Source organism: Microbacterium phyllosphaerae (assembly GCF_050628115.1).
In the GTDB taxonomy this organism is placed as follows: Bacteria; Actinomycetota; Actinomycetes; order Actinomycetales; family Microbacteriaceae; genus Microbacterium; species Microbacterium phyllosphaerae_A.
In genome coordinates, this window is the sequence record NZ_CP192502.1 from 3,333,755 (window position 1) to 3,359,917 (window position 26,163).

General features: G+C 67.5%; 27 protein-coding genes. 7 read left to right on the forward strand and 20 right to left on the reverse strand.

What is annotated here, in order from left to right; genetic code table 11:
* Positions 1–3: 3 nt before the first annotated feature.
* From ACQ4LY_RS16045 to dapA, 10 genes are all read right to left on the reverse strand, one after another.
* A complete protein-coding gene (locus ACQ4LY_RS16045; RefSeq protein ID WP_431073083.1) occupies positions 4–942 on the reverse strand; it encodes a RecX family transcriptional regulator in 939 nt (312 codons plus the stop codon).
* A gap of 39 nt (positions 943–981) precedes the next feature.
* A complete protein-coding gene (gene recA / locus ACQ4LY_RS16050; protein WP_431073085.1) occupies positions 982–2,025 on the reverse strand; it encodes a recombinase RecA in 1,044 nt (347 codons plus the stop codon).
* 256 nt (positions 2,026–2,281) lie between these two features.
* Entirely contained in the window at positions 2,282–2,515 is a 234-nt protein-coding gene (locus ACQ4LY_RS16055) for a DUF3046 domain-containing protein (RefSeq protein WP_431073087.1), read from the reverse strand.
* A 22-nt stretch (positions 2,516–2,537) separates the two neighbouring features.
* The gene (locus ACQ4LY_RS16060; protein WP_056308102.1) at positions 2,538–2,846 is read right to left on the reverse strand and encodes a helix-turn-helix domain-containing protein; all 309 of its coding nucleotides are present in this window, start codon (positions 2,844–2,846) and stop codon (positions 2,538–2,540) included.
* 141 nt (positions 2,847–2,987) lie between these two features.
* Complete coding sequence (locus tag ACQ4LY_RS16065; protein WP_431073089.1) at positions 2,988–3,470, reverse strand: CinA family protein; 483 nt, start codon at positions 3,468–3,470, stop codon at positions 2,988–2,990.
* Positions 3,467–4,042 (reverse strand): CDP-diacylglycerol--glycerol-3-phosphate 3-phosphatidyltransferase, encoded by a 576-nt coding sequence (gene pgsA, locus ACQ4LY_RS16070; protein WP_431073091.1) that lies wholly within the window; start codon positions 4,040–4,042, stop codon positions 3,467–3,469. Before pgsA ends, ACQ4LY_RS16065 begins: the two co-directional genes overlap by 4 nt.
* Positions 4,042–6,786: a DNA translocase FtsK gene (locus tag ACQ4LY_RS16075; protein WP_431073093.1), complete on the reverse strand. Its 2,745-nt coding sequence runs from the start codon at positions 6,784–6,786 to the stop codon at positions 4,042–4,044. The genes pgsA and ACQ4LY_RS16075 overlap by 1 nt, the downstream gene beginning before the upstream one ends.
* Positions 6,787–6,868: 82 nt before the next feature.
* Entirely contained in the window at positions 6,869–7,363 is a 495-nt protein-coding gene (locus ACQ4LY_RS16080; RefSeq protein ID WP_431073095.1) for a GNAT family N-acetyltransferase, read from the reverse strand.
* A 69-nt stretch (positions 7,364–7,432) separates the two neighbouring features.
* Positions 7,433–9,109: a ribonuclease J gene (locus ACQ4LY_RS16085; protein WP_056308111.1), complete on the reverse strand. Its 1,677-nt coding sequence runs from the start codon at positions 9,107–9,109 to the stop codon at positions 7,433–7,435.
* A gap of 68 nt (positions 9,110–9,177) precedes the next feature.
* Entirely contained in the window at positions 9,178–10,155 is a 978-nt protein-coding gene (gene dapA / locus ACQ4LY_RS16090; protein ID WP_431073098.1) for a 4-hydroxy-tetrahydrodipicolinate synthase, read from the reverse strand.
* A 155-nt stretch (positions 10,156–10,310) separates the two neighbouring features.
* On the opposite strand from dapA, the gene ACQ4LY_RS16095 reads away from it, so the two are divergent.
* Positions 10,311–10,850 (forward strand): NUDIX domain-containing protein, encoded by a 540-nt coding sequence (locus ACQ4LY_RS16095; protein ID WP_431073100.1) that lies wholly within the window; start codon positions 10,311–10,313, stop codon positions 10,848–10,850.
* A gap of 60 nt (positions 10,851–10,910) precedes the next feature.
* Here the strand turns inward: ACQ4LY_RS16095 and ACQ4LY_RS16100 are convergent, their stop codons facing one another.
* Genes ACQ4LY_RS16100 through ACQ4LY_RS16110 form a run of 3 tightly spaced genes read right to left on the reverse strand, consistent with a single transcriptional unit; the run spans position 10,911 to position 12,954 of the window.
* A complete protein-coding gene (locus ACQ4LY_RS16100) occupies positions 10,911–11,672 on the reverse strand; it encodes an SDR family NAD(P)-dependent oxidoreductase (RefSeq protein ID WP_431073102.1) in 762 nt (253 codons plus the stop codon).
* Complete coding sequence (locus ACQ4LY_RS16105) at positions 11,672–12,148, reverse strand: dihydrofolate reductase (protein ID WP_056308119.1); 477 nt, start codon at positions 12,146–12,148, stop codon at positions 11,672–11,674. The genes ACQ4LY_RS16100 and ACQ4LY_RS16105 overlap by 1 nt, the downstream gene beginning before the upstream one ends.
* Positions 12,145–12,954: a thymidylate synthase gene (locus tag ACQ4LY_RS16110; protein ID WP_431073104.1), complete on the reverse strand. Its 810-nt coding sequence runs from the start codon at positions 12,952–12,954 to the stop codon at positions 12,145–12,147. The genes ACQ4LY_RS16105 and ACQ4LY_RS16110 overlap by 4 nt, the downstream gene beginning before the upstream one ends.
* A gap of 96 nt (positions 12,955–13,050) precedes the next feature.
* Here ACQ4LY_RS16110 and ACQ4LY_RS16115 point away from each other — a divergent pair, with 96 nt between their 5' ends.
* From ACQ4LY_RS16115 to ACQ4LY_RS16125, 3 genes are all read left to right on the forward strand, one after another.
* A complete protein-coding gene (locus tag ACQ4LY_RS16115; protein WP_431073106.1) occupies positions 13,051–13,464 on the forward strand; it encodes a thioredoxin family protein in 414 nt (137 codons plus the stop codon).
* Positions 13,465–13,486: 22 nt separating this feature from the next.
* Positions 13,487–14,053 carry a DUF4395 domain-containing protein gene (locus ACQ4LY_RS16120; protein ID WP_431073108.1) on the forward strand — a complete coding sequence of 189 codons (567 nt, stop codon included), beginning with the start codon at positions 13,487–13,489 and terminating at the stop codon, positions 14,051–14,053.
* 83 nt (positions 14,054–14,136) lie between these two features.
* Positions 14,137–14,562 (forward strand): OsmC family peroxiredoxin, encoded by a 426-nt coding sequence (locus tag ACQ4LY_RS16125; protein ID WP_056509444.1) that lies wholly within the window; start codon positions 14,137–14,139, stop codon positions 14,560–14,562.
* Between the two features lie 6 nt (positions 14,563–14,568).
* Here the strand turns inward: ACQ4LY_RS16125 and ACQ4LY_RS16130 are convergent, their stop codons facing one another.
* From ACQ4LY_RS16130 to ACQ4LY_RS16150, 5 genes are all read right to left on the reverse strand, one after another.
* Positions 14,569–15,003 carry a hypothetical protein gene (locus tag ACQ4LY_RS16130; RefSeq protein WP_431075711.1) on the reverse strand — a complete coding sequence of 145 codons (435 nt, stop codon included), beginning with the start codon at positions 15,001–15,003 and terminating at the stop codon, positions 14,569–14,571.
* Positions 15,003–15,743: a 4-hydroxy-tetrahydrodipicolinate reductase gene (gene dapB, locus ACQ4LY_RS16135; RefSeq protein ID WP_431073111.1), complete on the reverse strand. Its 741-nt coding sequence runs from the start codon at positions 15,741–15,743 to the stop codon at positions 15,003–15,005. Before dapB ends, ACQ4LY_RS16130 begins: the two co-directional genes overlap by 1 nt.
* Before the next feature lie 59 nt (positions 15,744–15,802).
* On the reverse strand, positions 15,803–16,405 hold the full coding sequence (locus tag ACQ4LY_RS16140; RefSeq protein WP_056509436.1) for a histidine phosphatase family protein: 603 nt from the start codon (positions 16,403–16,405) through the stop codon (positions 15,803–15,805).
* A gap of 80 nt (positions 16,406–16,485) precedes the next feature.
* Positions 16,486–17,514, reverse strand: coding sequence for an aldo/keto reductase (locus ACQ4LY_RS16145; RefSeq protein WP_431073113.1), 1,029 nt, complete (start codon positions 17,512–17,514; stop codon positions 16,486–16,488).
* A gap of 217 nt (positions 17,515–17,731) precedes the next feature.
* Complete coding sequence (locus tag ACQ4LY_RS16150; protein WP_431073115.1) at positions 17,732–20,008, reverse strand: polyribonucleotide nucleotidyltransferase; 2,277 nt, start codon at positions 20,006–20,008, stop codon at positions 17,732–17,734.
* 363 nt (positions 20,009–20,371) lie between these two features.
* On the opposite strand from ACQ4LY_RS16150, the gene ACQ4LY_RS16155 reads away from it, so the two are divergent.
* On the forward strand, positions 20,372–21,682 hold the full coding sequence (locus ACQ4LY_RS16155) for a UDP-glucose dehydrogenase family protein (protein WP_431073117.1): 1,311 nt from the start codon (positions 20,372–20,374) through the stop codon (positions 21,680–21,682).
* 70 nt (positions 21,683–21,752) lie between these two features.
* Here the strand turns inward: ACQ4LY_RS16155 and ACQ4LY_RS16160 are convergent, their stop codons facing one another.
* Positions 21,753–23,678: a GDSL-type esterase/lipase family protein gene (locus ACQ4LY_RS16160; protein WP_431073119.1), complete on the reverse strand. Its 1,926-nt coding sequence runs from the start codon at positions 23,676–23,678 to the stop codon at positions 21,753–21,755.
* A 154-nt stretch (positions 23,679–23,832) separates the two neighbouring features.
* Here ACQ4LY_RS16160 and ACQ4LY_RS16165 point away from each other — a divergent pair, with 154 nt between their 5' ends.
* Positions 23,833–24,402, forward strand: a complete 570-nt coding sequence (locus ACQ4LY_RS16165; protein WP_431073121.1) for a DedA family protein — start codon at positions 23,833–23,835, stop codon at positions 24,400–24,402.
* A gap of 39 nt (positions 24,403–24,441) precedes the next feature.
* On the forward strand, positions 24,442–24,618 hold the full coding sequence (locus ACQ4LY_RS16170; RefSeq protein ID WP_431073123.1) for a DUF5302 domain-containing protein: 177 nt from the start codon (positions 24,442–24,444) through the stop codon (positions 24,616–24,618).
* A 61-nt stretch (positions 24,619–24,679) separates the two neighbouring features.
* On the opposite strand, the gene ACQ4LY_RS16175 is transcribed toward ACQ4LY_RS16170, so the two are convergent.
* Positions 24,680–26,119 (reverse strand): cation:dicarboxylate symporter family transporter, encoded by a 1,440-nt coding sequence (locus ACQ4LY_RS16175; RefSeq protein ID WP_431073125.1) that lies wholly within the window; start codon positions 26,117–26,119, stop codon positions 24,680–24,682.
* Positions 26,120–26,163 lie beyond the last annotated feature (44 nt).

Consider the following 26,163-nt stretch of genomic DNA (forward strand, 5'->3'; position numbering starts at 1 on the left):
GTCTCAGTCGGAGTCCACGAAACGCACACCGGACGTCGGCCTCCCGGATGACGCCTCCGTGAGAGCGGCCTTCGCCGCAGTCATCGCGACGGAGCCGTTATAACCGCGGCGCGAGAGCTGACCGACGAGACGCCGCAGCGCTGTGTCGCCGTCGAGACGTGACAGCCCCCGGGCCTTGGTGCGAGCGTACTCGAGCGCACGCTCGGCGTCATCGTCGGGCAGCTCGTCGAGCGCGGCGTCGACCACGTCGCGAGGGATCCCACGCTGCGCCAGAGCCCTCGACAGAGCGACACGACCCTGGCCCTTTCGCTCGACACCCGACGTGACGAGCTGCCCGGCGAGCAGAGCATCATCGAGATACCCTCTTCGACAGAAATCATCGAGCACGTCCTCTAGAGCGCCGGAATCGAGACGGGTGCCGTCTTGCTCATACCCTTTGAGAACCATCCGCGCCTCGGAGATCGAGAGCGACCGAGAGCGCAGCTTTCGCACCAGGAGCTCCTCTGCGGCTTCTCGTACGCGTTCCGGATCGGCTCCTCCCCCGACGTCACCGTCGAGATCGCCCTGCGGCTGGAGCGCCCGCAGACGCGGTGCAGATCGTGCCGCCGCACCGCGCGCCGGATGCCGGTCGCTCGGATCGCGAGAATCGATCGACGCGGCCGGGGTCACGGGTGTCTTCGGGCCGGCGTCACCCCACGTCGAGTTCCACGCCGGGGCGTCATCCACTGGAGCGGGCCCATCTCCACCGAGTCGCCCAGACGCTGTGAGCCCGGCATCCGCGGAGGCATGCCACTCGGAGCGACCGCCCTCCGGCGACTCGGGCGCCGTTCGCCCCGTCACGTCCGCCGAACCTTCGCCCGCCGGCGCCTCGCGTGAGGCATTCCGACCGAACAACGGGATGACGGGGGCGAGCTGATCCTGCCCGCCCCCGCCATCACTCATGGCCCACTCCGATCGCGGAACGACCTGGAACCGTCATGATCACGCCGGGCGACGCTCGGCGAGCTCGTCAGCGGGAGCCTCGACGGCGCCGCCGATCCCGAGCTTCTGCTTGATCTGAGACTCGATCGCGAGTGCGATGTCCGGGTTCTTGAGCAGGAATGTGCGTGCGTTCTCCTTGCCCTGGCCGAGCTGATCGCCGTCGTAGGTGTACCAGGAGCCGGACTTCTTCACAATGCCGTGCTCGACACCGAAGTCGATCAGGCTGCCCTCTCGCGAGATGCCGACGCCGTACAGGATGTCGAACTCGGCCTGCTTGAATGGCGGAGCCATCTTGTTCTTGACGACCTTGACCCTGGTGCGGTTTCCGACCGCGTCGGTGCCGTCTTTCAGCGTCTCGATGCGTCGGATGTCCATGCGGACCGATGCGTAGAACTTCAGCGCCTTTCCACCGGCGGTGGTCTCCGGCGATCCGAAGAAGACGCCGATCTTCTCGCGCAGCTGGTTGATGAAGATCATCGTGGTGTTCGTCTGGTTGAGCCCACCTGTGAGCTTTCGCAGAGCCTGCGACATGAGTCGAGCCTGCAGACCCACGTGCGAGTCACCCATCTCGCCCTCGATCTCCGCGCGAGGCACGAGAGCCGCCACGGAGTCGATCACGATCAGGTCGATCGCACCGGAGCGAACGAGCATGTCGGCGATCTCGAGGGCCTGCTCACCCGTGTCGGGCTGTGACACGAGGAGAGCATCGATGTCGACACCGAGTTTGGCTGCATAGTCGGGGTCGAGCGCGTGCTCTGCATCGATGAAGGCGGCGATGCCACCGGCGCGCTGCGCATTGGCGATCGCGTGCAGCGTGAGAGTCGTCTTACCCGAGGACTCAGGCCCGTAGATCTCGACGATGCGACCACGCGGGAGGCCACCGACACCGAGAGCGACGTCGAGGGCGATGGAGCCGGTCGGGATGACGGCGACGGGGGCGCGCTCATCGCTGCCCAGTCGCATGACGGAACCCTTTCCGAACTGGCGATCGATCTGGGCGAGTGCGGTCTCGAGGGACTTCTCGCGGTCAGCGGGTGATGGCATGACGGGCTCCTTATGCTCGCGTGGTGCCGCCTGTAGGCTGTCGCGGTCCTCCCGGCTGGGCGGAACTCTCCGACAAGGCGTATGGCTCTTCGGCTGTCTTCACCGTACGAGGGACCTCGGACATTGAGTCGTCAGCACCAGGAATCAGGGAGAACAAGATCTCTGAACCACTTGTGCAGAAGACTACGCCCTTTTCGAACACATCTTCGATGACACGCCGGATCGGTGTGTCGGGAGTCCGAACGCGTCGAACGTGTCAGTCGTTCACTTTCTTGCGGGGCTCGAGTCGCCCGGCGCCATGGCGTCGCTCGAGCGGCACATCCGTCTCGGCGCACAGCGCGAGCCAAATGTCGCGCGGCGGGACACCGGCATCCAGAGCCTCGTCGGCGGTGCGGCCGGAGAGCTGGGTCAGGACGAGGTCGCTGACGAGAGAGGAACCCCGGCCACCGAATTCCGCGTCGACGGCGCGGAGGAATTCACTGCGACGCATGAAGAGCGGGAACCCTCGACGCTCAGCGCAGCGAGAGCTCGGGCTCGACCGAGGCGACGAGGTCGTCGGGAACGACGTCGGGGAACACCTGGATGCCCTCGAGGACGGAGATACGATCGCCGACCTCGCGCATGATGATCGAGATGGGAACGTCGAGCGCATCCGCCACGGAAGCGAGGATCTCGCTCGATGCCTCTTTCTGGCCCCGCTCCACCTCGCTGAGGTAGCCGAGCGCCACAGAGGCCTTGCTTGCGACCTGCCGGAGCGTACGCCCCTTCTGCAGGCGGAAGTCCCTCAGCACATCGCCGATTTCCTGTCGTACAAGAATCATCGGAACCTCCTCCCAGATCGTCTTCTCGAGGTCTCCCTCAAGGAGATCGCCAGTCTAGTCCTACCGACCTTCACAAAATCTACCTTCGCACGCTGTGCTTTCGGTGTGAGCACATCGATGACAACGGAACTCATCGCCCGCCTATTCCCGGACGAGTCGAACGAGCAGGGCGAGCGCGGCGTCGACGGCCTGTGCACGGATCTCTGCGCGATCACCGGTGAACACGTGGGGCTCGGTCGCTGATGCGGTCGGCGTCACGACGGCGATGTGCACGGTACCGACGGGTTGACCGTCGGGTGACTCCGGTCCGGCGATCCCCGTGGTCGAGACTCCGACGTCCGCCGGACGGCCGTCGACGCTCACCGCATGCCGCACCCCGTCAGCCATCTGTCGCGCGACCTCGGGATGCACGGGACCATGGGAGGCGAGAAGACTGGCATCGACTCCGAGCAGGGTGCGCTTCACGGGAGTCGCGTAGGCCACCACCGCGCCGAGGAAGGCCGCAGACGCCCCGGCGACGGAGACGAGTTGGGACGCGACGGCGCCGCCGGTCAGGGACTCCGCCACCCCGAGGGTCCATCTGCGGGCGACCAACCCGTCGAGAGCCTCAGATGCGACGGTCACGACGGCTGCCGAGAGCCTCGCACCTGCGCGACGATGTAGTCGATCCCGCTCGCCACCGTGAGGATCAGCACGACGATCATCAGGAACGCCGTCACGACGATCCAGGGGCCGAGTCCGATGAGCACGTGCAACGGGAGAAGCGCCCAGGAGAGCGCGACGGCCTGCACCGCCGTCTTCACCTTGCCCATCCATGCCGCCGCGACCACATGCTCCTTCGCGACGACGAGCCGATGGACGGTGATGCCGACCTCACGGATCAGGATCACGATGACCAGCCACCAGTTCAGTTCGCCCAGCACCGCGAGCCCGACGAAGCCCGCCCCCGTGAGCAGCTTGTCGGCGATCGGATCCCAGAGCTTGCCGAAGTCGCTGACGATGTCGAATCTGCGAGCAAGGTAGCCGTCGACCCAATCGGTCGAGATCGCGACGATGAAGAGCACTGCGGCGATCCACCGCATCGCGAGGTCGTCGACGCCGTATGTCCCGCCGAGGAGGAGCAGGACGAAGAAGATGACCGCCAGTGGGATGCGCGCGACGGTGATCGCGTTCGGAAGCTGCCTCGGAATAGCCATCAGTCGCGCCCCGTCAATCCCCAGGCGTCTTCGTCGCCGTCTCCATCGGCCTCGACCACCGGCAGCCCCTGGAACTGGGCCTCGACCGGATCGTGCGGTGCTCCCGCGGCAGTGGCCGCCTGAGGGGACGGTGGCGCCGCCGGCTTCGCCGGGACGTCATCGCCTCGGAGCTTCGCCATGACTTGAGGGAGCTGCTCGGCCGTGGCCAGCACATCGCGCGCCTTCGACCCCTCGGAGGGCCCGACGATCTCGCGCGACTCCAGCAGATCCATCAGTCGACCGGCCTTCGCGAAGCCGACACGAAGCTTGCGCTGCAGCATCGACGTCGAGCCGAACTGCGACGACACGATCAGCTCGGCGGCCGCGAGGAGGAGCTCGAGGTCGTCCCCGATGTCCTCGTCGACCTCCTTCTTCTTGGCCGGCTCCATCGCCTCCTGCACGTCCGCACGGTAGTCGGGGCGCGCCTGACGGGTCACGTGCTTGACGACCGCGTCGATCTCCTTCTCATCGACCCACGCTCCCTGCAGACGGAACGGCTTCGATGAGCCCATCGGCGAGAACAGGGCGTCGCCCTGACCGATCAGCTTGTCTGCGCCGGGGCTGTCGAGGATCACGCGGCTGTCGGTGACGCTCGTCACAGCGAACGCGAGACGCGAGGGCACGTTGGCCTTGATGAGACCCGTGACGACGTCGACGCTCGGTCGTTGAGTGGCGAGCACCAGATGGATCCCGGACGCACGGGCGAGCTGCGTGATCCGCACGATCGAATCCTCGACGTCGCGCGGGGCCACCATCATCAGGTCGGCGAGCTCGTCGACGACCACGAGGAGGTACGGGTAGGGCTTGAGCACGCGCTCACTCCCGACCGGCAGCTCGACCTCGCCCGCACGTACTGCTCGGTTGAAGTCATCGATGTGACGGAATCCGAACGACGCGAGGTCGTCATACCGCATGTCCATCTCCTTCACGACCCACTGCAGCGCCTCGGCCGCCTTCTTCGGATTCGTGATGATGGGCGTGATCAGGTGCGGAACGCCCGCATAGCTCGTGAGCTCGACGCGCTTCGGGTCGATCAGGACCATCCGGACGTCCGTCGGACGTGCCCGCATGAGCAGGCTCGTGATCATGGAGTTCACGAAGCTCGACTTACCGGAGCCGGTGGAACCCGCGACGAGCAGGTGAGGCATCTTCGCGAGGTTCGCGATGACGATGTTGCCACCGACGTCCTTGCCGACGCCGATGGTCATCGGGTGCGTGCTCTTGTGCGCAGCCGGGGACCGCAGCACGTCGCCGAGCGCGACCATCTCCTTGTCGGCGTTGGGGATCTCGATGCCGATGGCGCTCTTACCGGGGATCGGCGAGAGGATGCGCACGTCGTTGGACGCGACGGCGTAAGCGAAGTTGTTGCTCAACTGGAGGATCTTCTCGACCTTGACGCCGTGTCCGACCTCGACCTCGTACTGCGTGACCGTCGGCCCCCGCGAGAAGCCGGTCACCTTCGCATCGACCTTGAACTGGGTCAGCACGCTCGTGATCTGCTCGATCACCTTGTCGGTGGCCTCGGACCTGGCGACAGGCGGCGGCCCTTCGACCAGCAGCCCCGGAGACGGCAGGATGTACGGAGCCACGGGCGCCTGGGGCCCCCGCTCCCCTGGTCCGGCAGTTCCGAAGCCGTCGAGTCCCGGCAACTCGGGAACCTCTCCGGTGTCGGACTCGTCGTCGAGGAGCGCGGTTGTCTGCTGCCCTGCCAGGGACTCCGTCACCGAGCGGACGTCGGAGAGCACCTCGGTCGCGGCGTCGTACGGATCTTCGACCACGACGGCCTGGTCGTAGGCCGGCGTCGGCTCGGACGTCGTGAGCAGAGCAGTGATGTCGTCGGAGCCGAGAGTCCCCTCGTCGGGGTCCTCTTCACGGCCGGTCTTGTTGCGTCGCCACCAGGGCAGGACGTCCGGATCGTCGACCTTGTCGGCCTCGTCGATCGCGGCTGCCTCCTTCGCGGGCTTCTCGGTGCGCTCGGCATCGAACATCCACGCATACAGGTCGCCCAGTCGCTGGCCGATCCGGTTCGGCGGCGTCTTGGTGAGGATCAGCACGCTGAGCCCCGCGAGGAGTGCGAGCACGATGTAGGCGCCCACGGGAGTGAGGTATGAGAGGGGCTCGCCGACCATCCACCCGAACAGGCCGCCGGCCTCGCTCAGAGCCGGCATGCCGTCCTTCGGCTGAGCGCGCACCAGCAGCCCTGCCGAATCGGCGCGGCCGGCGGCGATGTGGCAGAAGCCCGCGAGCGTGAGCACGAAGAGGCCAAACCCGATGCCGATGCGGCCGTTGTCGTGCACCGAGGACGGATGCCGGAACAGCCACCCCGCGAGCAGCAGGAGCAGCACGGGCATCACGAACGCGACGCGACCGACCAGCAGACCGACCGAGTAGGCGCTGATGTTCGAGGCGACCTCATTGCCGATGAAGAACCATTCGTTGACCGCACCGGCGATCGCGAGCAGCACGAGCAGGAACGGGAAGCCGTCGCGCCGGTCGTCTTTCTCGAGGGTCTCGGGACCGAACGCGCGGAAGAGTCCGCCGACGCCGTGGGCGAGACCGCCCCACGCGCGCACGGCGACGGGAGGCTTGTCGAGTTCGTCGATGTATTTCTTAGGCGCAGCCTGAGCCTTCGGAGCGGCCTGCCTCTTGGGGCGAGGCGTGGCGCTCTCGGACGCGCGCGCTGACTTCGTGGTACTCCTGGCCATGCTCTCACGTTACGACCAGAGGCCGACATTTCCCGTAATGACGCGGCATTCCGGAGTCTTCGCCCGGGTCAGAGGGTGGCGCTCAGGACATCCGATGAACCATCGTGTCGCGGACTTCTCCGGTGTCCGTGACCACGAACCCCTCGGACCGATAGAGCGTTCGTGCGAAGTTGTCGCGTTCGACGCTCAGGCTGATGCGCGGATGCCCCTGCTCTCGTGCGTGCGTCACGAGCCGGCGGAGCAGCAGGCGACCGACACCGTGGGCGCGCCAGATGGGCTGCACGCCGATGATGAGCTCCGGCACTGCCGTTCCGACGAATCCGAACCCCGGATCGTCCTGCGACAGCATCCGGTACCAGGCGGCCCCGATCGGCCTGTCATCGGAGTCGACCGCGACGAAGCCGGCATCCGCGGGGCGCATCCACCCGGCGACGTATCGGCGATGCTCGGTCGCGGTGAGGATCTCGTGACGCGCCCGCGCTCCGCCCGAACGCCAGTTCGCAGCTTCCACGACCATGTCGCCGAGGAAGCTCCCGTCCGCCTGGGCAGCTGGCCTGATCGAGAAGGCGTCTGACATGTCCGGAGCCTACGGTGCGCGCGTTACAGCCGAGTGTCGTCCGACTGTGAACGCGCGCGACCGTCGTGGTCAGGCCTCGATGACGAGGGGGACGATCATGGGACGACGGCGGAGCTTCTGGTTGACCCAGCGTCCGATCGTCCGGCGGATGACCTGCGACAGCGCATGGGTGTCGCGGACTCCGTTGCCGGAGGCCTCCTTGAGCGCCGCGATGATCTTCGGAGTCACGTCGTCGAACACCGAGTCGTCTTCCGCGATGCCGCGTGCATGGATCTCGGGGCCGGAGATGATGCGCCCGGTCTGGGCATCCACGACGACGATGACCGAGACGAAGCCCTCTTCGGCGAGGATCCGGCGGTCCTTGAGGTCGGCGTCTGTGATGGCGCCGACGGTGGATCCATCGACGTACACGAAACCGAGGTCGAGCTGGCCGACCACCCGGGCGTCGCCGTCCTTCAGGTCGATGACGGTTCCGTTCGACGCGATGATCGTGCGCTCGGCCTCGACCCCCGTGTCCTGGGCCAGCTTCGCGTTGGCGATCAGATGACGGTACTCGCCGTGGACCGGAAGGACGTTCTTCGGCTTGAGGATGTTGTAGCAGTAGATCAGCTCACCTGCGGCTGCGTGCCCCGAGACGTGGACCTTCGCGTTCGCCTTGTGGACGACGTTTGCGCCGAGCTTCGTCAGGCCGTCGATCACGCGGTATACAGCGTTCTCGTTTCCGGGGATCAGGCTCGACGCCAGGATGACCGTGTCGCCCGGGCCCGGCTCGATCGCGTGATCGAGGTTGGCCATGCGGCTGAGCACCGCCATCGGCTCACCCTGGGATCCCGTGGACATGTAGACGATCTTGTCGTCGGGAAGATCCCGCGCCTTCTTGTAGTCGATCAGCAGGCCGCTCGGCACCTTGAGGTATCCGAGGTCCTCGGCGATCGTCATGTTGCGCAGCATGCTCCGCCCGAGCAGAGCGACGCGGCGTCCGTGCGCGTGGGCCGCGTCGAGGACCTGCTGCACGCGATGGACGTGACTGGAGAAGCTCGCGACGATCACGCGGCGCGGAGCTTTGCCGATCACCTGGTCGAGCACCGGTCCGATCGAGCGCTCGGTCGGCGTGAAGCCGGGAACGTCCGCGTTCGTGGAGTCGACGAGGAACAGGTCGACTCCCTCCTCACCGAGGCGCGCGAACGCGCGGAGGTCGGTGATGCGACCGTCGAGCGGCAGCTGGTCCATCTTGAAGTCACCGGTAGCCAGAACGAGCCCGGCGGGCGTGCGGATCGCGACGGCCAGGGCATCCGGGATCGAGTGGTTGACCGCCACGAACTCGAGATCGAAGGGGCCGACCTGTTCGCGCTGTCCTTCCTTCACCGTGAGGGTGAAGGCCTTGATGCGGTGCTCCTTGAGCTTCGCCTCGACGAGCGCGAGCGTGAGTCCCGACCCGATGACAGGGATGTCACTCTTCAGACGAAGCAGGTACGGAACCGCGCCGATGTGGTCCTCATGACCGTGCGTGAGCACGACTCCGACGATGTCGTCGAGGCGCCCCTTGATCGGCTCGAAGTCGGGCAGGATCAGGTCGACGCCCGGCTGGTGCTCCTCAGGGAAGAGCACGCCGCAGTCGACGATCAGGATCTTGCCGTCGAACTCGAAGATCGTCATGTTGCGGCCGATCTCGCCGAGGCCGCCGAGCGGAGTGACCCGGAGCGTCCCCTCGTCGAGAGCTGCGGGTTCTGCGAGCGGGATGGACATGGTGTCTCCTCAGTCGGACACTCGACGCGTCCGTTCGTTCATGGTGACGCGGCTCACCGCGTCAGGTGTCAGCGGGTGGTGCCGTGCACCTTCGGCAGGGCGCCGCCCGCGGCCGCGTTGCGGTCGGGGCGGAAGTTGGAGAAGTCGGCGCCGGGGACGTCCTTCACGAGATCGAGCTCGTCCTCGATGAGGGCGGCCTCCCACTCTTCGGGACCGACGAGCGGCAGACGGACGCGCGGGCTCGAGATACGGCCGAGTCCATGCAGGATGTACTTCGCCGCGACGGTGCCCGGCACGTGCGTCATGACAGCACGCACCAGCGGCTCCAGACGCTTGTGCTCCGCGGTCGCGGTCGTGAGGTCGCCGCGGTTCACGGCGTCGATGATGGTGCGGTACGGAGTCGCGGCGATGTTCGCGGTGACGCCGATCAGACCGGTCGCGCCGATCGCGAGGTGCGGAAGGACGTTCGCGTCGTCGCCCGAGAAGTACATCAGGTCGGTCTGGTTGAGCACACGGCTCACCTCGGAGAAGTCGCCCTTGGCGTCCTTCACAGCGAGGATGTTCGGGTGCTTCGCGAGTCGCAGGATCGTCTCGTACTTGATCGGCACGCCCGTGCGCCCCGGGATGTCGTAGAGGATCACCGGGAGGTCGGTGGCGTCGGCCACGAGACGGAAGTGGGTCAGGATGCCGGCCTGCGTGGGCTTGTTGTAGTACGGCGTGACGATCATGATGCCGTCGGCGCCGGCCTTCTCACTGCCCTTGTACAGCTCGATCGCGTGCGCGGTCTCGTTGGACCCTCCACCCGTGATGATCTTGGCGCGGCCGGCCGAGACCGACTTGCCGACCTCGACGAGCTTGAGCTTCTCGGGATCCGTCAGAGTCGAGGTCTCGCCGGTCGTTCCCGTCACGACGATTCCGTCAGCACCGGCGGTGATGACATCATCGATGTGCTTCTCGACGGCGGGCCAATCGACTTCGCCGTCGGCCGTCATCGGAGTGACGAGCGCGACGAGAACCTGTCCGAATGGGTTGCCCGAGTGCGTCATGCCCCCAGCGTATCGGTTCACGTGCCGCTCACCCAGACGACGGACGGCGGATGACAGCTCCGCGGGCGATCGCGATCTTCTCGAGCGGTACCAGACCGGCGAGCTCGCCGACGGCGGCCTCCGTCGACCATAGGGATCCGCATAGGCTCGACTCCATGGCATGGGTCACACGCGAGTCGTCGACGGTGTACGAGAACCGGTGGATCGAGGTGCGGGAGGACCAGGTCACCGGCCCCGGCGGCGATGGGATCTACGGCGTGGTGGCCATGCGGCATCCGGCGGTCTTCATCGTCGCGCTCGATGACGAAGACCGCGTCTGCCTCGTCACGCTCGAGCGCTACACGACCGGCGTCTCGATCGAGGTGCCTGCCGGAGGAAGCGACGGCGAGGATCCGCTCGCGGCCGCGCAGCGCGAGCTGCTCGAGGAGACGGGCTTCGTCGCCGAGGACTGGACGGCACTCGGAACCATGAACGCCCTGAACGGGATCGCCCACGCGCCCGAGCACGTGTTCCTCGCTCGGAGCCTGGCTCCGTCCGACGACTCGACGCACACCCAGGCGGAGGAGGGCATCGACGCCGTCACCTGGGTGCCGTTCTCCGACGTGCTCGGCATGATCGCCGAGGGCCGGATCACCGATGGAGAGACCGTCGCGGCGATCACCTACGCGGGCATCCGGTTGGGTAGATTCCGCTGAGCCCGAGTCCCACCGCTTCGCACAGCACCCGCACACGGTACGGTGCCACCAGCGTGCGGGTCAGACCCGACCCCGACGGGCGACGCCCGAGGTCACCGAGCTCGGCAGCAGGCTCGCGATCGCGACGATCGCCTTGTAGCGCAGTGACGGGATCGAGACGGCCCTGCCTCGCGCCGCATCGCGGAGCCCTTCGCGCACGACATCACGCGCGTCGAGCCACATGAACGCCGGGACGCCCTCATGCCCCGGCGCGAGCCCCATCCGCTCGTGGAAGGTCGTGTGCGTGAAGCCGGGGCAGACCGCGGTCACGCTCACTCCGTCGGGGGCGTACTCGACGTTCGCCCAGCGGCTGAAGCCGATGAGCCAGCTCTTGCAGGCCGAGTACGTCGAGCGGGAAATGAATCCGGCGACGGAGGCGACGTTGATGATGCGGCCGCCGCGGCCTCGCATCGACCCGAGCGCCGCATGCATGAGGCGCATCGACGCCTCGACATGGACGCGGAGGTGCCGCACCTCGGCGTCGATGTCGTTGTCGGCGAATTGCAGCGGCAGGCCGAAGCCGGCGTTGTTGATCAGCAGATCCACCGGGTCGGAGGCGTCGCGGAGGCGATCGGCGACGCGGTCCACATCGGCGGCCCCGGAGAGATCAGCGACGAGGATCTCGACGGCGATGCCGTACTCGCTGCGCAACTCCGCCGCGACGCTCTCGAGAGCATCCGTCGACCGGGCGACGAGCACGAGGTCGGCGCGGCGACGGGCGAGCTGGCGGGCGAACTCGACGCCGAGCCCTGCGCTCGCGCCGGTGATCAGTGCGGTGGGCATCAGCGCTCGTACCCCAGGAAGCGGAAGCGGACGCCCGAGCGGGAGGTCTGCCACTCCCCCTCGTCGACCAGACGCCACCCGGTCTTCGACGGGGCGTAGGCATCGCCCGCGACGTCGAGGTCGAGCTCGGTGACCTCGAGCCGGTCGGCATCGGCGATCACGAGCCGGAAGATCTCGGCTCCTCCGATGATCCAGACCCTCTCGTGTCCGCGCACCGCATCGGTGACGGTCGCTGCGCGCCTGACGCCCTCTTCGGTCCAGTCCTGCTGGCGCGTGATGACGATGTTCTCGCGCCCGGGGAGCGGGCGGAATCGTTCAGGCAGCGAGTCCCACGTCTTGCGCCCCATGATCACGGGCGCCCCGAGGGTCTTCTCCTTGAAGTGCGCGAGATCTTCGGGGACGTTCCACGGCATTCCGCCTTCGGCTCCGATGACGCCGCCCTGGGCTTCGGCCCAGATCAGGCCGACCCACGTCATACCGCCACCGCCGCCCGGATCGGAGCGTGGTGCTGATAGTCCTCGACGATGAAGTCGTCGTAGGCGTAGTCGAAGATCGATTCCGGCTTGCGCGCGAAGCGCAGCGACGGGTAGGGATACGCATCGCGGCTGAGCTGCTCACGCACCTGATCGAGGTGATTGTCGTAGATGTGGCAGTCACCACCGGTCCAGACGAAGTCGCCCGGCTCGAGGCCCACCTGCTCGGCGACCATCAGCGTCAGCAGGGCGTAGGACGCGATGTTGAACGGGACGCCGAGGAACAGATCGGCGCTGCGCTGGTAGAGCTGGCACGAGAGCTTGCCGTCTGCGACGTAGAACTGGAAGAGCGCGTGGCACGGGGCGAGTGCCATGTCGGGGATGTCCGCGGGGTTCCACGCCGAGACGATCAGGCGTCGGGAATCGGGAGCCTTGCGGATCTGATCGATCACGTCGCTCAGCTGGTCGATGCTCTCGCCGTCGGGCGTGGGCCAGGACCGCCACTGCACGCCGTAGACGGGTCCGAGATCACCCGAGGAGTCGGCCCACTCGTCCCAGATCGTGACACCGTGGTCCTGGAGCCACTTGACGTTGGAGTCGCCTCTGAGGAACCAGAGGAGCTCGTAGGCGATCGACTTGAAATGCACGCGCTTCGTCGTGATCAGCGGAAAGCCCTGCGAGAGATCGAAGCGGATCTGCCTGCCGAAGACGCTGGTGGTCCCCGTGCCGGTGCGATCCGACTTGTGCGTGCCGGCCTCCAGCACGTCGCGGAGCAGGTCTTCATACGGCGTCGGGACGGCTGCGCTCATGTCTGCCAGACTACCCGCCCACAAGCGCCGAGAGTCCGTTCGTCACGATGCGACACATCGGCCCCGGCGTGTCCGAGCGGCCCATATTCTCTATCCATGTCGCCCGTAATCGCCCTCGCCGTGATCGGTGCGCTCCTCGTGATCGCCGTCGTCGTCGGGATCGTGCTGCGGATCCTCGACGGACGACGGCGAGGTGGTGGCCATCTCCTGTTCGATCCCGCCGATGCTGATGCCGATCGGCTGGGCTCGCACGCCACGCTCGTGCAGTTCAGCACCGAGATGTGCGCGCGCTGCCCTCAAGTGCGCAGGATGCTGTCGAGCTACGTCGCAGACGCCGACGGCCTGCATCACCTCGAGGTCGACCTCACTCATCGACCCGATCTCTCGGCGCGATACAAGGTCCTGCAGACCCCGACGACGTTCGTCGTCGACGGCTCCGGCGCCGTCCGCGCACGATTCCACGGTGTACCGCACCGCCACGCACTCACCGAAGCACTCTCCGCCGTCTGAGGCGAGAAGGACTGGAGCAGAGATGACCACTCCCGCAGGTATCGACCCGCGCGGCCCTCGCTTCGCCGCGACGATCACGACGGTGCTGCTTCTCGCCGCGACGTTCCTCGGGCTCGTCGGCATCTCGACGGCGCGGTCCTTCGGCTGGTTCGCGTACCAGCCGCTCGCGGCGGCGGACTTCGCCTCGGACACATGGGCGATCGTCACAGCATCCCCCTCCCAGCGCGCACTCGATCCCGGCTTCCTCCTCACGGTCGCGATCGCCCTGCTGTTCCTCTGGAGCGTGCTCTCCCCCGCGACGGCACCCTGGGGTGTCGTGTTCCGCCGGTTCGTGCGGCCACGACTCGCAGCGCCCACCGAGCTGGAGGATCCTCGTCCTCCGCGCTTCGCGCAGGGTGTGGGCCTCTTCGTCGTCACGATCGGACTCGTCCTGCACCTGATCGGTGTGCCGTGGGCACTGCCGATCGCGACGGCCGCAGCATTCGTCGCGGCGTTCCTCAACGCCGCGTTCTCGTTCTGCCTCGGCTGCCAGATCTACCTGCTTCTGCAGCGTGCAGGCATCCTCGGCCGCACGCCCCCCGCGGCCTGAGCGCGGTTCCGCGCGACGTACCCGGTCGATAGGCTGGCCCCACACGCGAGCGCACATCCCGCGACGCGAGAACCGGAGGAATCATGCCCGTCACCAGCGAAGCCACCACCACCTGGACCGGATCCCTCGCGGAGGGCTCGGGCACCGTCGCGTTCTCCTCGTCGAAGCTCGGCACCTTCCCGATCAACTGGAAGGCCCGCAGCGAGGGCAGCGACACCACCACCACCCCGGAGGAGTTGATCGCCGCGGCTCACGCCTCGTGCTTCAGCATGGCCCTCTCGCACGCTCTCTCTGAGAACGGCACCCCGCCGGAGCGTGTCAACACCAGCGCTTCGGTCACCTTCAAGCCGGGTGTCGGAATCACCGGAAGCCACCTCAACGTCAACGCGGTCGTTCCCGGACTCACTCCCGAGGCATTCCAGACGATCGCGGCCGAGGCCAAGGTCGGCTGCCCCGTGTCCCAGGCTCTCGCCGGCATCGAGATCACGCTCGAGGCCACACTCGCCTGAGTCGGATCAGCCCCGCGAAATGCGGATCGCCTCGCGGATGCTGGCGCGGGCGTCCTTGCGACGCCCGGCCGCGTCCTGCACGACGCCCAAACGGTAGCGTGCCCGCCAGTCCCCCGGCGCCGCATCCGCATCCGCGGTGTACCGCTGGATCATCGGATCGGCGTCAGCGCGGGCGATCCGCCCGCTGGGGGTGAGCTCGGTCTCCGCCTCGGGCATGCCGCCCTCGGCATCCAACTCGCGCCCGAGGCGATCGGCCGCGAAGCCGAACTGCATCTCGCGCACGAGTGCCCACGCGCCGATCGGTGCGAGGACGATGAGCGCGACTCCCATTCCGATGGACACCGGCGTCCCGACGGCGAAGAACATCACGGCCAGCCACACGGCGACCGCCAGATAGACGAGAAGCGCCGCGCCCATCAGGCCCACGCCGATTCGCGACATCACGAGCGGAGGCCGATGTCGATCATGCTCTCGAGACCGACGAACACACCGGTGGCACTCGCTGCGAAGGGAACGGCGAGACGAATGCCCGGGGCGTAGGCGAGGGCCGGGTCGACGGTGTCGTGCGTGAAGGTCAGCGATTCTCCGGGGCCGGAGAGGATGACCTCCTGCTTCGCGATGACGCCGGGACGACGCAGCGAATGGATCGGCACGCTGCCGACCTGCTGGCCACGTGCGCGCTGATCAGCATGCGGGGCGCTGACCGGCCCCTGCTCGGCGCGTGCGGCCGCGATCAACTCGGCGGTACGGACCGCCGTGCCGCTCGGCGAATCGACCTTGCCCTCGTGATGGGCCTCGATGATCTCGGCGGAGCCGAAGAACGGTGCAGCGGCCGCGGCGAGAGCGGAACCGAGCACGGACCCCAGCGAGAAGTTCGGAATGAAGACGATGCCGGTGCCGGCGTTCTCGACGAGCGGCCGTACGAGCGCGATGCGCTCCGATGACCACCCGGAGGTGGCCACGAGCACATTGATCTGCCGCTCGACCGCGGCACGCACCACGTCGACGCTCACCTGAGGCGTGGTCGCATCGATCACCAGCCCTGCGCCGTCCAGCTCGGCGAGGTCGCTTCGGGAGGTGAGCACGCGACTCACCTCGAAGCCCTCGAGCTCATCGATCACCGCGTGGATGATCGAGCCGAGCTTTCCGGTTCCGCCGACGAGTGCTACCTGCGTGGTCATGCGTTCAGTCTATTTCGCAGGTGTTCGCCGAACTCCGCGGCGGGCCGCGCACCGCCGAATCAGACCGGCATGGTGTCGGGGATGCCCGTCCTGAGCTCGACCGGCAGGTGCCCGGTGTCGTTGTGGGTGAGCAGAGTCCACGGACGCCCCTGCTTCTGCGCGATGACGGTCAGACCGCAGTGCGCCTGATTGAGGGTCATCCACCGCCACTCAGGAGCTCCGAGAACCTCGCGGACGAACCACGAGATCACGAAGTTGTGAGTGATGAGCACCTCGTGCACGTCGCCCGGCTTTCGCACGAGGAACTCGTTGACGGCGTCGAACATCTGGGCGCGACCCGCATCGAGCTCCGCCTCGGTGATCGAGCCGAAGAACGGCTCGTAGGCGGCAGGTGTCTCGTCGGTCATGCCGGTGGGCACGCAGTCGAACAGCAATGCGGTCGGCGCAGGATCGACGGACGGGAGACGCGCCGCGATCGCTCGGGCCGTCTCGTTCGCACGCAGCAGGGGCGAATGCCAGACCGCATCGAGGGGCAGACCGGAGAGGCGGTCTGCGATCAACTCGGCCTGACGCTGGCCCCGCGGCGACAGGGGCCCGTCTGCGAGACCGTGCTCGGCGTCCTGATGTTCACCATGTCGGACCAGATATATGTAATGCGTCACAAACTCGCTCGCTTCATCGACAGCGCTTGCCGGGAATCACTCCACCCTATGCCAGGTCTGTGACAGGGGCGTTACGACGCTCAGTTGCCGGCGCGAGTGAGCTCGGCGACCTGTGTGCGCGAGAGGGTGACGCCCGCTCCCTGCATGAGCTCGTCGACGTGATCTGTCGCGAAGGTGTTGACGATCGGCGCCGCGATCGTGCGCTGCGCGAGCAACCACGCGATCGAGACGGCGGCGACCGGCACCTCGAGCTCGGAGGCCACCTGGTCGAGGGCTCGGAGGATCTTGGTACCCCGACGGTTGAGATGACCGCGGAGCTGCTCGCCACGCACCCCTCTCGAGGTCAGCGCCTTGCTGCGATGCCTGCCGGACAGGAACCCGTGCTCGAGGGCATGCGACGGCGTGACGGCGAGGCTCTGCGCACCCGCGACGAGTCGCAGATCGCCTTCAAACGGCTGCCGACGGATGAGGTTGTACGGAGAGTCGATGACCTCGATGCGCGGGTACCCGGCGGACGCGAGGATGCGCGCCTCGACGAGTCGCTCCGGAGCGAATCCGAATGCTCCGAGAGCGCCGATCTTGCCAGCATCGACCATCCACTCGACGGTCGCGAGCGTGTCTTCGAGGTTCGTCGTCTTGTCGAGGGTGGCGTCGAGGTAGAGCACATCGATGCGATCGACTCCCAGACGCGTGAGCGATCCCTCGACCGCGCGCACCAGATTGACGGAGCCGAGACCGGGATTGTCGGCGTGCGCGCCGATGCGCACACTGAGCACCGCGCGTTCGCGCTGTCCGCGCGTCTGCAGCCACTGTCCGATGATGTGCTCGCTGCGTCCACCCGAGAAGCCGTCGGCCGTGTGGATCGCGTTGCCGCCGAATTCCACGTAGCGGTCGAGGATCCCGTGGCTCGTCTCGAGATCGACGTTCCAGCCGAACTCCGCCGCACCGAGCATGAGCGGGAACGTGTCGAGACCGGTCTCGCCGAGCGGAACGCGGATGCTCTCCCCTATTCCGGGTCCGACGATCGGGATGGGCGCGGACGGGTGTTCTGCCGCGCTCTGCTGCGCGCGTTCGGGCGACGTACCTGCGCCTACGCTGAACAACCGCATATCCTCACCCCCGCGTCGGTCGGTGCGTACCGACCTGCGTCACTGCCTGTGATTGCACCCCCCGGTGCGTACTTCGAGAGTAGGCGACATCCGCGAACTCGCCGACCAATCCGGGGAACGGCGCAAGAACTTCCCATAACAGTTTGATCACATCGGAGACGACGAGGCCCGAGCCGTCCGTGAGGACAGACCCGGGCCTCGTGTCGAAGCGCTCCGATTACTCGGCTGCGGCCTCTTCAGCAGGAGCTGCGTCCGCTGCGGGAGCGTCGTCGAGCACGGGCTCGAGCGACAGCTTGCCGCGGTCGTCGATCTTCGTGATCTTCACGAGGATCTTCTGACCGACGGAGAGCACGTCGTCGACGTTCTCGACGCGCTTGCCACCGGCGAGCTTGCGCACCTCGGTGACGTGCAGCAGGCCGTCCTTGCCCGGGAGCAGCGAGACGAACGCACCGAACGTCGCGATCTTCACGACGGTTCCGAGGAACTGCTCGCCCACCTCGGGGTTGGTCGGGTTGGCGATCGCGTTGACCTGGGCGCGGGCGGCCTCGGCCGACGGGCCGTCGGTCGCGCCGATGTAGACGGTGCCGTCCTCCTCGATGGAGATCTGCGCACCGGTCTCGTCCTGGATCGCGTTGATCGTCTTGCCCTTCGGGCCGATCAGCTCACCGATCTTGTCGACCGGGATCTGCACGCTGATGACGCGCGGCGCGGTGGGCGCCATCTCGTCGGGAGCGTCGATCGCAGCGTTCAGGACGTTGAGGATCGTCAGACGCGCATCGCGGGCCTGGGTCAGCGCGCCTGCGAGCACCGACGACGGGATGCCGTCGAGCTTCGTGTCGAGCTGGATCGCCGTGACGAACTCGCTGGTACCGGCGACCTTGAAGTCCATGTCGCCGAGAGCGTCCTCGGCACCGAGGATGTCGGTGAGTGCGGCGTAGCGCGTCTCACCGTCGACCTCGTCGGAGACGAGACCCATCGCGATACCGGCGACGGCTGCGCGCAGCGGCACACCCGCGTTCAGGAGCGACAGGGTCGACGCGCAGACGGAGCCCATCGACGTCGAGCCGTTGGAGCTCAGCGCCTCGGAGACCTGACGGATCGCGTAGGGGAACTCCTCGCGGCTCGGCAGCACCGGCACGAGTGCGCGCTCGGCGAGGAAGCCGTGCCCGATCTCGCGACGCTTCGGCGAACCGACCCGGCCGGTCTCACCGGTCGAGTAGGGCGGGAAGTTGTAGTGGTGCATGTAGCGCTTGCTCGTCGTGGGCGACAGCGAGTCGATCTGCTGCTCCATCTTGAGCATGTTCAGCGTGGTGATGCCCATGATCTGGGTCTCGCCGCGCTGGAAGATCGCCGAGCCGTGAACGCGCGGGATGACCTGCACCTCGGCGTCGAGCGGACGGATGTCCGCCAGGCCACGGCCGTCCATGCGCACGCTCTCCGTGAGGATGCGGCCGCGGACGATCTTCTTCGTGACGGACTTGTACGCCGCGGAGAACTCGATCGGGGCTCCAGCGGGCAGGTTGCCGGCCTCGACCGCTTCGATGAGCTGCGCCCTGACGCGGTCCTTGACCTCGTCGTCCTTGCCCTGACGCTCCAGCTTGTCGGCGATCTGGTAGACGTTCACCAGGTCGTCGTAGGAGCGCTCGGCCACGAAGTCGTAGACCTCGCTGGAGTACGGCGGGAAGACCGGGTACACGCCCGGCTCCTTCGCAGCGGTGGCTGCGAGCTCGGCCTGAGCCTTGACGAGCTGCGCGATGAAGGGCTTCGACGCTTCGAGGCCCTGCGCGACGACGGCCTCGTCGGGCTTCGTGGCGCCGGCCTTGATCAGGTTCCAGCTGCCCTCGGTGGCCTCAGCCTCGACCATCATGATCGCGACGTCTTCGGTGCCGTCGGACTTCGTGACGACACGACCGGCGACGATCAGGTCGAACACGGCCTCGCTGACCTGCTCGGCGGTCGGGAACGCGACCCACTGGTCGGCGTGCTCGCCCTGACCCGGGATGAACGCGAGGCGCACACCGGCGACCGGGCCCGAGAACGGAAGACCCGAGATCTGCGTCGACGCGGAGGCCGCGTTGATCGCGAGAGCGTCGTAGAACTCGCCCGGAGCGATCGAGAGCACGGTGATGACGATCTGGACCTCGTTGCGCAGGCCGTCGACGAACGACGGGCGCAGCGGACGGTCGATCAGACGGCAGACGAGGATTGCCTCGGTCGAGGGACGACCCTCACGACGGAAGAACGAGCCGGGGATCTTGCCTGCTGCGTACGAACGCTCTTCGACGTCGACCGTCAGCGGGAAGAAGTCGAAGCCCTCGCGCGGGTGCTTGCCTGCGCTCGTGGCCGAGAGGAGCATGGTCTCGCCGTCGAGGTAGGCGGCGACTGCGCCCTGAGCCTGCTGCGCGAGGCGGCCGGTCTCGAAGCGGATGGTGCGGGTGCCGAAGCGGCCGTTGTCGAGAACGGCCTCGGTGGCGGTGATTTCAGGACCTTCCAAGAGGTCTCTCCTTCTTTGTTTAGACTCGCGAATCCGTATGACGCGCGAGCGTGTTCATGAAGGAGCGGATGCAGCCGGATACGGGCGCGCGGGCAATCCCGCGAATGTCACCTGCGCTGGCCACCAGTAGAAAGCCACCCGACGACCCGCCGAGGAACCCACCACAGGGGACCAGCTCTCCGCCGATCGCTCCATGAGTCGATATGAAGTTGTGCGGCCGACAGACGTCGACCTCGTCCAGCCTACCAGCGGCACCCCGGAAACCCTCTCGACCGCGCGATCCGGATGTTCGGACACGCGTTGTCCACGCCTCGTTCACCGACCGGATGCCGGCTCGTGAGGAGCATCCGCTGTCCTGACGACATGCGCATGTCAGTGATCGGATGCGGGTACCTCGGTGCCGTGCACGCCGCAGCGATGGCCTCGATAGGACACGACGTCGTCGGGATCGACGTCGACGCACAGAAGGTCGCGACGCTGGCGAGCGGCACCGCGCCCTTCTTCGAGCCGCAGCTCACTGAGCTCCTGCAGGAGGGCCTCGCCTCAGGTCGATTGAGCTTCAGCGCCGAGATGTCGAGTGCGACGGGTGCCGCGATCCACTTCATCGCCGTCGGCACTCCGCAGCTCCCGGGCGGGCACGCCGCAGATCTGCGTTTCGTCGACGCCGCAGTGGCCGCGCTGCTCCCCCACCTGCGCCCTGGGGACGTGGTGGCGGGCAAGTCCACGGTACCCGTGGGGACGGCCGAGCGACTGAGCGCGGAGGTCGCCGCGTCCGGCGCGACCCTCGTGTGGAACCCCGAGTTCCTCCGCGAGGGGTGGGCCGTGCATGACACGATCTCCCCCGACCGCCTCGTGGTGGGTGTGCCGTCAGGGACCGACGGCGAGAGTGCCGCGGATGCCCTGCGCGAGGCCTACCGCCCCGCTGTGGAGGCCGGCACCCCGTTCCTCGTGACGGATCTGGCGACGGCCGAGCTCGTCAAGGGCGCGGCCAATGCCTTTCTCGCCACCAAGATCTCGTTCATCAACGCGATGGCCGAGATCGCCGAGGCCTCCGGCGCCGACGTCGCACTCCTCGCGGACGCTCTCGGACACGACACCCGCATCGGGCGCCGGTATCTGGGCTCGGGAATCGGGTTCGGCGGCGGTTGCCTCCCGAAGGACCTCCGCGCCTTCGCCGCCAGGGCCGAGGAGCTCGGACGCGGCGAAGCCGTGGGATTCCTCCGGGAGGTCGACTCGATCAACCTCCGGCGACGCGACAGAGCCGTGCAGCTCGTCGTCGACGCCCTCGGCGGACTGGTGTTCGGTCGCCGCATCGCGGTGCTCGGGGCGGCGTTCAAGCCGTTCAGCGATGACATCCGAGACTCACCCGCTCTCGACGTCGCCGTGCGCCTGCGCGGTTTGGGCGCGGATGTGGTCGTCACCGACCCCGCTGCCCTCGACAACGCCGCGGCGGCGCACCCTCAGCTCGGCTACGCGACCGAACGCGACGACGCTCTCCGCGACGCGGACGCCGTGGTGATCGTCACGGAGTGGGACCTCTACCGCCGCGAGCTGACTCCCGAACACGCCGGGTCGCTCGTCGCGGGCCGGGTCATCGTCGACGGCCGCAACTGTCTGGACGCAGCCGCCTGGCGAGCTGCGGGCTGGACCTACCACGGCATGGGACGGCGCTGATCGAGGCGGTCGCACGGTCGGATGACCCCCACCCCGGTCGCTGAGCCGCGCGTTCGCACCGGTCGCGTCGTCAGCCCACCCGCACCTCGCTGCGCGAGGTCGACCGCCCCAGGTACACGTAGTCGTCGTGCTTCGCACTGCGCCCATCGCCGGCCGCGCGCCCGTGAAGGCGACGCCACACCCACGGCAGTGCGTGTCTGCGCCACCACAGGCCCGCACCGATCGGCTCGTTCTCGTGCAGTGCCGCATCGAGAGCGCCGAGCGCATCCGCGTGCGGGACGGCCAGCAGCTCGCCCGCTCGGTAGGCGAGGAAGCGGTGACCTCGGCTGCTGAGGTGCACGAGGTCCTCGCCCCAGTTCGATCGGTCGGGAAGGGAAGGATGCAGATCGGTGTCGATCAGTATCGCCCCGGTGCGCGCGGCGATGCCTGCGAGCGCCGTCGCGAAGGCAGCGAATCGGCGGGAGTAGATCGCGGCCGCCCGCCGGCGCGGGAGGAACGGGGTGACCAGCACGACGTCGGCTCCGATGCCGCGGAGTCGCCGCACCGCTCCTTCGACCTCGGCGGCGAGCGCGGGCACGTCGACGGTCGGCTTCACCAAGTCGTTCGCCCCGATGAGGATCGACACGAGGTCCGGTTCGAGCTCGAGGGCGCGTGGGAGCTGGATCTCGCAGACGTCGCGGACCCGCTTCGATCTGATCGCGAGGTTCGCGTAGTGCAGTCCGCCGCGAGCGGCGAGCAGCAGTGCCAGGCGGTCCGCCCATCCGCGCAGGGCTCCGTCCGGCGCCGGATCGCACAGCCCTTCGGTGAGGGAGTCGCCCAGCGCCACGTAGCGGTGCCAGCGACGAGTGTCGACGGGAGCAGCGATCTCGGGGCGTGTCAGGCGACGCGCGCGCAGCCCCGAGTCCACTGCACGGAGCGTCCGTGCCTCGTCGAAATGGCCGAGCAGCTGGTCGCATACGCTCGACCAGCTGCGCCCCTGGACCGCCTGGTGTCCTGCCTCGCCGAACGCCACGCGCTTGCGACCGTCTCCGGCGAGGTCGGCGACCCTCATCCGCAGATCCACCAGGTCTCCAGGTCGGTACAGCCATCCGTCGATCCCCATCCGCACGAGGTCCAGGGGACCGCCACGTCCGGTGGCGACGACGGGGACGCCGCTCGCATGCGCCTCCTGCAGGGTCTGGCCGAACGTCTCGCTCTCCCCCGGGTGCACGAACACGTCGAACGATGCGATCGCTGCAGCGAGCGCTTGTCCTTCGAGATGGCCGAGGAAGAGGGCGTGAGGCATCAGGGCGGCCAGCTTCATCCGGCTGGGCCCGTCCCCGACGATCACGAGTCTGGCCCCGGGGATGCTCTGCAGCACAGCGAGGTCCTCGACCTGCTTCTCGGGTGCGAGGCGGCCGACGTATCCGATCACGACATCACCGCCCCACTCCGCTCGCAGCGTCTCACTGCGTCGGGAGGGCTGGAACCGTTCGGCGTCCACTCCTCTGCCCCACCGACGCACCCGATCGACTCCGAGGGAGGCGAGGCGCTGCGCGGAGTCGACCGACGGCGCGAGCGACAGGGTCGAGCGACGGTGGAGCCGGGCGATATGCGCATGCGCGACGCCGGTCGTCACCGGTACGCGGTACCTCTCGGTGTACGCGGCCACATCGGTCTGGTATGCCGCGACCGCGGCGATGTCAAGACGCTCTGCGGCGAGCGCTCCCCGCCAGCCCAGCGCGAAGGGCGAGGCGAGGTGCACGACGTCGGGCTGGAAGCGACGAAGGGATGCGGCGACGCGGTGCGCTGGCGAGGTGCCCACCCGCACGTTGCGGTACCCGGGGAGGGCAATGCTCGGGATGGGCTCGATGACGGCACCGTCGACCTCGGTGGGCATGCCGACGGCATCCGGCGCGATCACATGCGCCTCATGGCCCGTGCGCTCGAGGTGCTTCAGGATCTGCAGGACGGATCCGGTCACACCGTTCATGTGCGGAAGGAAGGACTCTGTCACGATCGCGACTCTCACATGCCCAGGATGCCGTCGACGACGGGTGCCGGCTGCGTGAAATCCCTCAGAGCACCAGAAGTTCACCGGATGCTGGATCGCGCGTCACCGGCTATCCGGTCGTTGGTTCCCGTTCACCTGCGCCGAGCACTCTGGAGACGTGTCCGATCTGCTCGCCGGCCCCTGGGCCCTCGCCGTCATGAGCCTCCTGGTCTTCGGCGACTCTTTCTTCGTCGTCGTACCGGGGGAGATCGCGGTCACCGCTCTCGCGGCCGTCTCTCAGTCATCGGGGGTGCCACCCCTGTGGGCGGTGATCGTCTGCGCAGGGGTCGCCGCCGCCGCGGGAGACGCCGCCTGCTATCTGATCGGTCGCACGGTCGGGACCGAACGGTGGCGGTGGATGCGGGCGCCTCGTGTGCGTCAGGCTCTCGCCTGGGCAGGGCGGCGACTCGACGGCGGAACGGCCACCGTGCTGTTCACAGCGCGCTTCGTGCCTTTCGCACGCCTGGCCATCAACCTCGTCGCCGGCGCCTCGCGCATACATCCCGGCCGGTATCTGTGCCTGGTGGGTGTGGCGGCCTTCGGGTGGGCGGCCTATCAGTCGTCCGTGGGCGCGATCGTCGCCGTTCTCGTCCCCGGTGGCCCTGTGGTGGCTGTCGTGGTGTCCGTGGTGGTCGCACTCGGCCTCGGTGCGATGATCGACCTGCTCTCCCGCAGAGCGCGGAGGTAATTCCCCCACCCGTCAGAGGCGTGCCCTAGGCTGGCGAGCATGAGCACCGAAGAAGGCGCCTCCTCCAACGAGGACATGAAGCGCAAGTTCAAGGAAGCGCTCGAGAAGAAGAACGCGCACCACAGGCAGGGCGAGGCCCACCTGGACGGCGACTCCGCCGTCCACGGCGCACCCGCCCCGCAGACGCGGCGCGAGTTCCGACGCAAGAGCGGTTGACCACACGGATGCGGGAGCCGGCGACTGCCGGCTCCCGCATCCTTCTTGTTCCTGCCGAGGCTCAGTTCTGTGCGGCGCGGAGACGCGCGCGCTCCTCCTTCGCCGCCATCTCGTCGAGGGCGGACTCCTTGAGTCCCTGGACATCGACGGCCTTGCGCTCATCGGCCATCCCGTGCTCGTCGACCCCGTCGAGCTGCGACTCCTCGAACGGAAGCGCGCCGCTGAGCACCTGCTGAACCCGATCACGGTCGATCTGACGGGTCCACGTGCCGATCAGGAGCGTGGCGACCGCGTTGCCGGTGAAGTTGGTGAGCGCTCGACCCTCGGACATGAACCGGTCGATTCCCACGATCACACCGACACCGTCGACCAGATCGGGACGGTACGCCTGCAATCCACCGGCGAGCGTCGCGAGTCCCGCGCCTGTGACGCCGGCGGCCCCCTTGCTCGCGATGATCATGAACACCAGCAGCCCGATCTGCTCGCCGATCGACATCGGCTGCCCCATTCCGGTGGCGATGAACAGCGACGCCATCGTCAGGTAGATCGCGGTGCCGTCGAGGTTGAACGAGTATCCCGTCGGCACCGTGATGCCGACGACCGGCTTCGAGACTCCGATGTGCTCCATCTTCGCGATCAGCCGCGGGAGCGCGGACTCCGACGACGAGGTGCCGACGATGAGCAGGTACTCACGTGCCAGGTACTTGACGAGGCTGAAGATGTTCACCCTGGTGACCGCGAAGAGCAGCGTCCCCAGTACCACGACGATGAACAGGAAGCACGTGATGTAGAAGGCGATCATCAGCACGCCGAGGCTCCAGATCGCCGCGATCCCCGTCTTGCCCACCACCGCTGCGATCGCTCCGAATGCGCCGAGAGGGGCGAGCCACAAGATCATGCCGAGGATGCGGAACACCAGCTTCTGGAGGTTCTTGACCGCATCCATGATCGGGGCACCCTTCTCACCGAGCCCCTGGAGGGCGAAGCCCACGAGCAGGGCGATGAACAGCACCTGCAGGACGCTCTCACCCGTGAACGCCGAGAAGAAGGTCGTCGGGATGATCCCGAGGATGAACTCGGTGGTGGTCTTCGCCTCGGTCTCGGTCGCGTCGTAGCTGGAGTTCGCCATGTCGAGGCCTGCACCCGGGTGGATGATGTTGCCGACGACCAGGCCGATCGCGAGCGCGAACGTGGACATGACCATGAAGTAGAGCAGCGCCAGACCGCCGATCTTCCCGACGGTCGCCGCCTTCGCGATGGACCCGACGCCGACGACGATCGTGCAGAAGATGATCGGCGCGATCATCATCTTGATCAGCGACACGAAGCCCTTGCCGATCGGCTCGAGGCTCTGGCCGACCTCCGGCCAGATCAGGCCGACCGCCGCGCCGAGCACGACGGCGATGATCACCGACACGTACAGCCAGGTGTGCCGATCCCAGGCCTGCTTGCCCCGCCGCCAGTGGAATCCGGGAAGCGAGAACCCTGTGGTGATGGCCATGTTTTCCTCCTTGATCATGAACGTCTTCGTCGCATGCCCTCCGG

What these genes read in the sequence shown, in the direction of transcription:
- ACQ4LY_RS16085 (WP_056308111.1), bottom strand. Translation starts at nt 9,109, where the DNA reads ATGTCCATCCCGCTCGCAGAACCCGCAGCTCTCGACGAGGGGACGCTC.
- ACQ4LY_RS16075 (WP_431073093.1), bottom strand. Translation starts at nt 6,786, where the DNA reads ATGGCCAGGAGTACCACGAAGTCAGCGCGCGCGTCCGAGAGCGCCACG.
- ACQ4LY_RS16105 (WP_056308119.1), bottom strand. Translation starts at nt 12,148, where the DNA reads ATGACGTGGGTCGGCCTGATCTGGGCCGAAGCCCAGGGCGGCGTCATC.
- ACQ4LY_RS16045 (WP_431073083.1), bottom strand. Translation starts at nt 942, where the DNA reads ATGAGTGATGGCGGGGGCGGGCAGGATCAGCTCGCCCCCGTCATCCCG.
- ACQ4LY_RS16055 (WP_431073087.1), bottom strand. Translation starts at nt 2,515, where the DNA reads ATGCGTCGCAGTGAATTCCTCCGCGCCGTCGACGCGGAATTCGGTGGC.
- dapA (WP_431073098.1), bottom strand. Translation starts at nt 10,155, where the DNA reads ATGACGCACTCGGGCAACCCATTCGGACAGGTTCTCGTCGCGCTCGTC.
- ACQ4LY_RS16060 (WP_056308102.1), bottom strand. Translation starts at nt 2,846, where the DNA reads ATGATTCTTGTACGACAGGAAATCGGCGATGTGCTGAGGGACTTCCGC.
- pgsA (WP_431073091.1), bottom strand. Translation starts at nt 4,042, where the DNA reads ATGGCTATTCCGAGGCAGCTTCCGAACGCGATCACCGTCGCGCGCATC.
- ACQ4LY_RS16130 (WP_431075711.1), bottom strand. Translation starts at nt 15,003, where the DNA reads ATGTCGCGAATCGGCGTGGGCCTGATGGGCGCGGCGCTTCTCGTCTAT.
- ACQ4LY_RS16080 (WP_431073095.1), bottom strand. Translation starts at nt 7,363, where the DNA reads ATGTCAGACGCCTTCTCGATCAGGCCAGCTGCCCAGGCGGACGGGAGC.
- ACQ4LY_RS16175 (WP_431073125.1), bottom strand. Translation starts at nt 26,119, where the DNA reads ATGGCCATCACCACAGGGTTCTCGCTTCCCGGATTCCACTGGCGGCGG.
- ACQ4LY_RS16110 (WP_431073104.1), bottom strand. Translation starts at nt 12,954, where the DNA reads ATGAGCGCAGCCGTCCCGACGCCGTATGAAGACCTGCTCCGCGACGTG.
- ACQ4LY_RS16120 (WP_431073108.1), top strand. Translation starts at nt 13,487, where the DNA reads ATGACCACTCCCGCAGGTATCGACCCGCGCGGCCCTCGCTTCGCCGCG.
- ACQ4LY_RS16155 (WP_431073117.1), top strand. Translation starts at nt 20,372, where the DNA reads ATGCGCATGTCAGTGATCGGATGCGGGTACCTCGGTGCCGTGCACGCC.
- ACQ4LY_RS16125 (WP_056509444.1), top strand. Translation starts at nt 14,137, where the DNA reads ATGCCCGTCACCAGCGAAGCCACCACCACCTGGACCGGATCCCTCGCG.
- dapB (WP_431073111.1), bottom strand. Translation starts at nt 15,743, where the DNA reads ATGACCACGCAGGTAGCACTCGTCGGCGGAACCGGAAAGCTCGGCTCG.
- recA (WP_431073085.1), bottom strand. Translation starts at nt 2,025, where the DNA reads ATGCCATCACCCGCTGACCGCGAGAAGTCCCTCGAGACCGCACTCGCC.
- ACQ4LY_RS16100 (WP_431073102.1), bottom strand. Translation starts at nt 11,672, where the DNA reads ATGCCCACCGCACTGATCACCGGCGCGAGCGCAGGGCTCGGCGTCGAG.
- ACQ4LY_RS16170 (WP_431073123.1), top strand. Translation starts at nt 24,442, where the DNA reads ATGAGCACCGAAGAAGGCGCCTCCTCCAACGAGGACATGAAGCGCAAG.
- ACQ4LY_RS16095 (WP_431073100.1), top strand. Translation starts at nt 10,311, where the DNA reads ATGGCATGGGTCACACGCGAGTCGTCGACGGTGTACGAGAACCGGTGG.
- ACQ4LY_RS16145 (WP_431073113.1), bottom strand. Translation starts at nt 17,514, where the DNA reads ATGCGGTTGTTCAGCGTAGGCGCAGGTACGTCGCCCGAACGCGCGCAG.
- ACQ4LY_RS16115 (WP_431073106.1), top strand. Translation starts at nt 13,051, where the DNA reads ATGTCGCCCGTAATCGCCCTCGCCGTGATCGGTGCGCTCCTCGTGATC.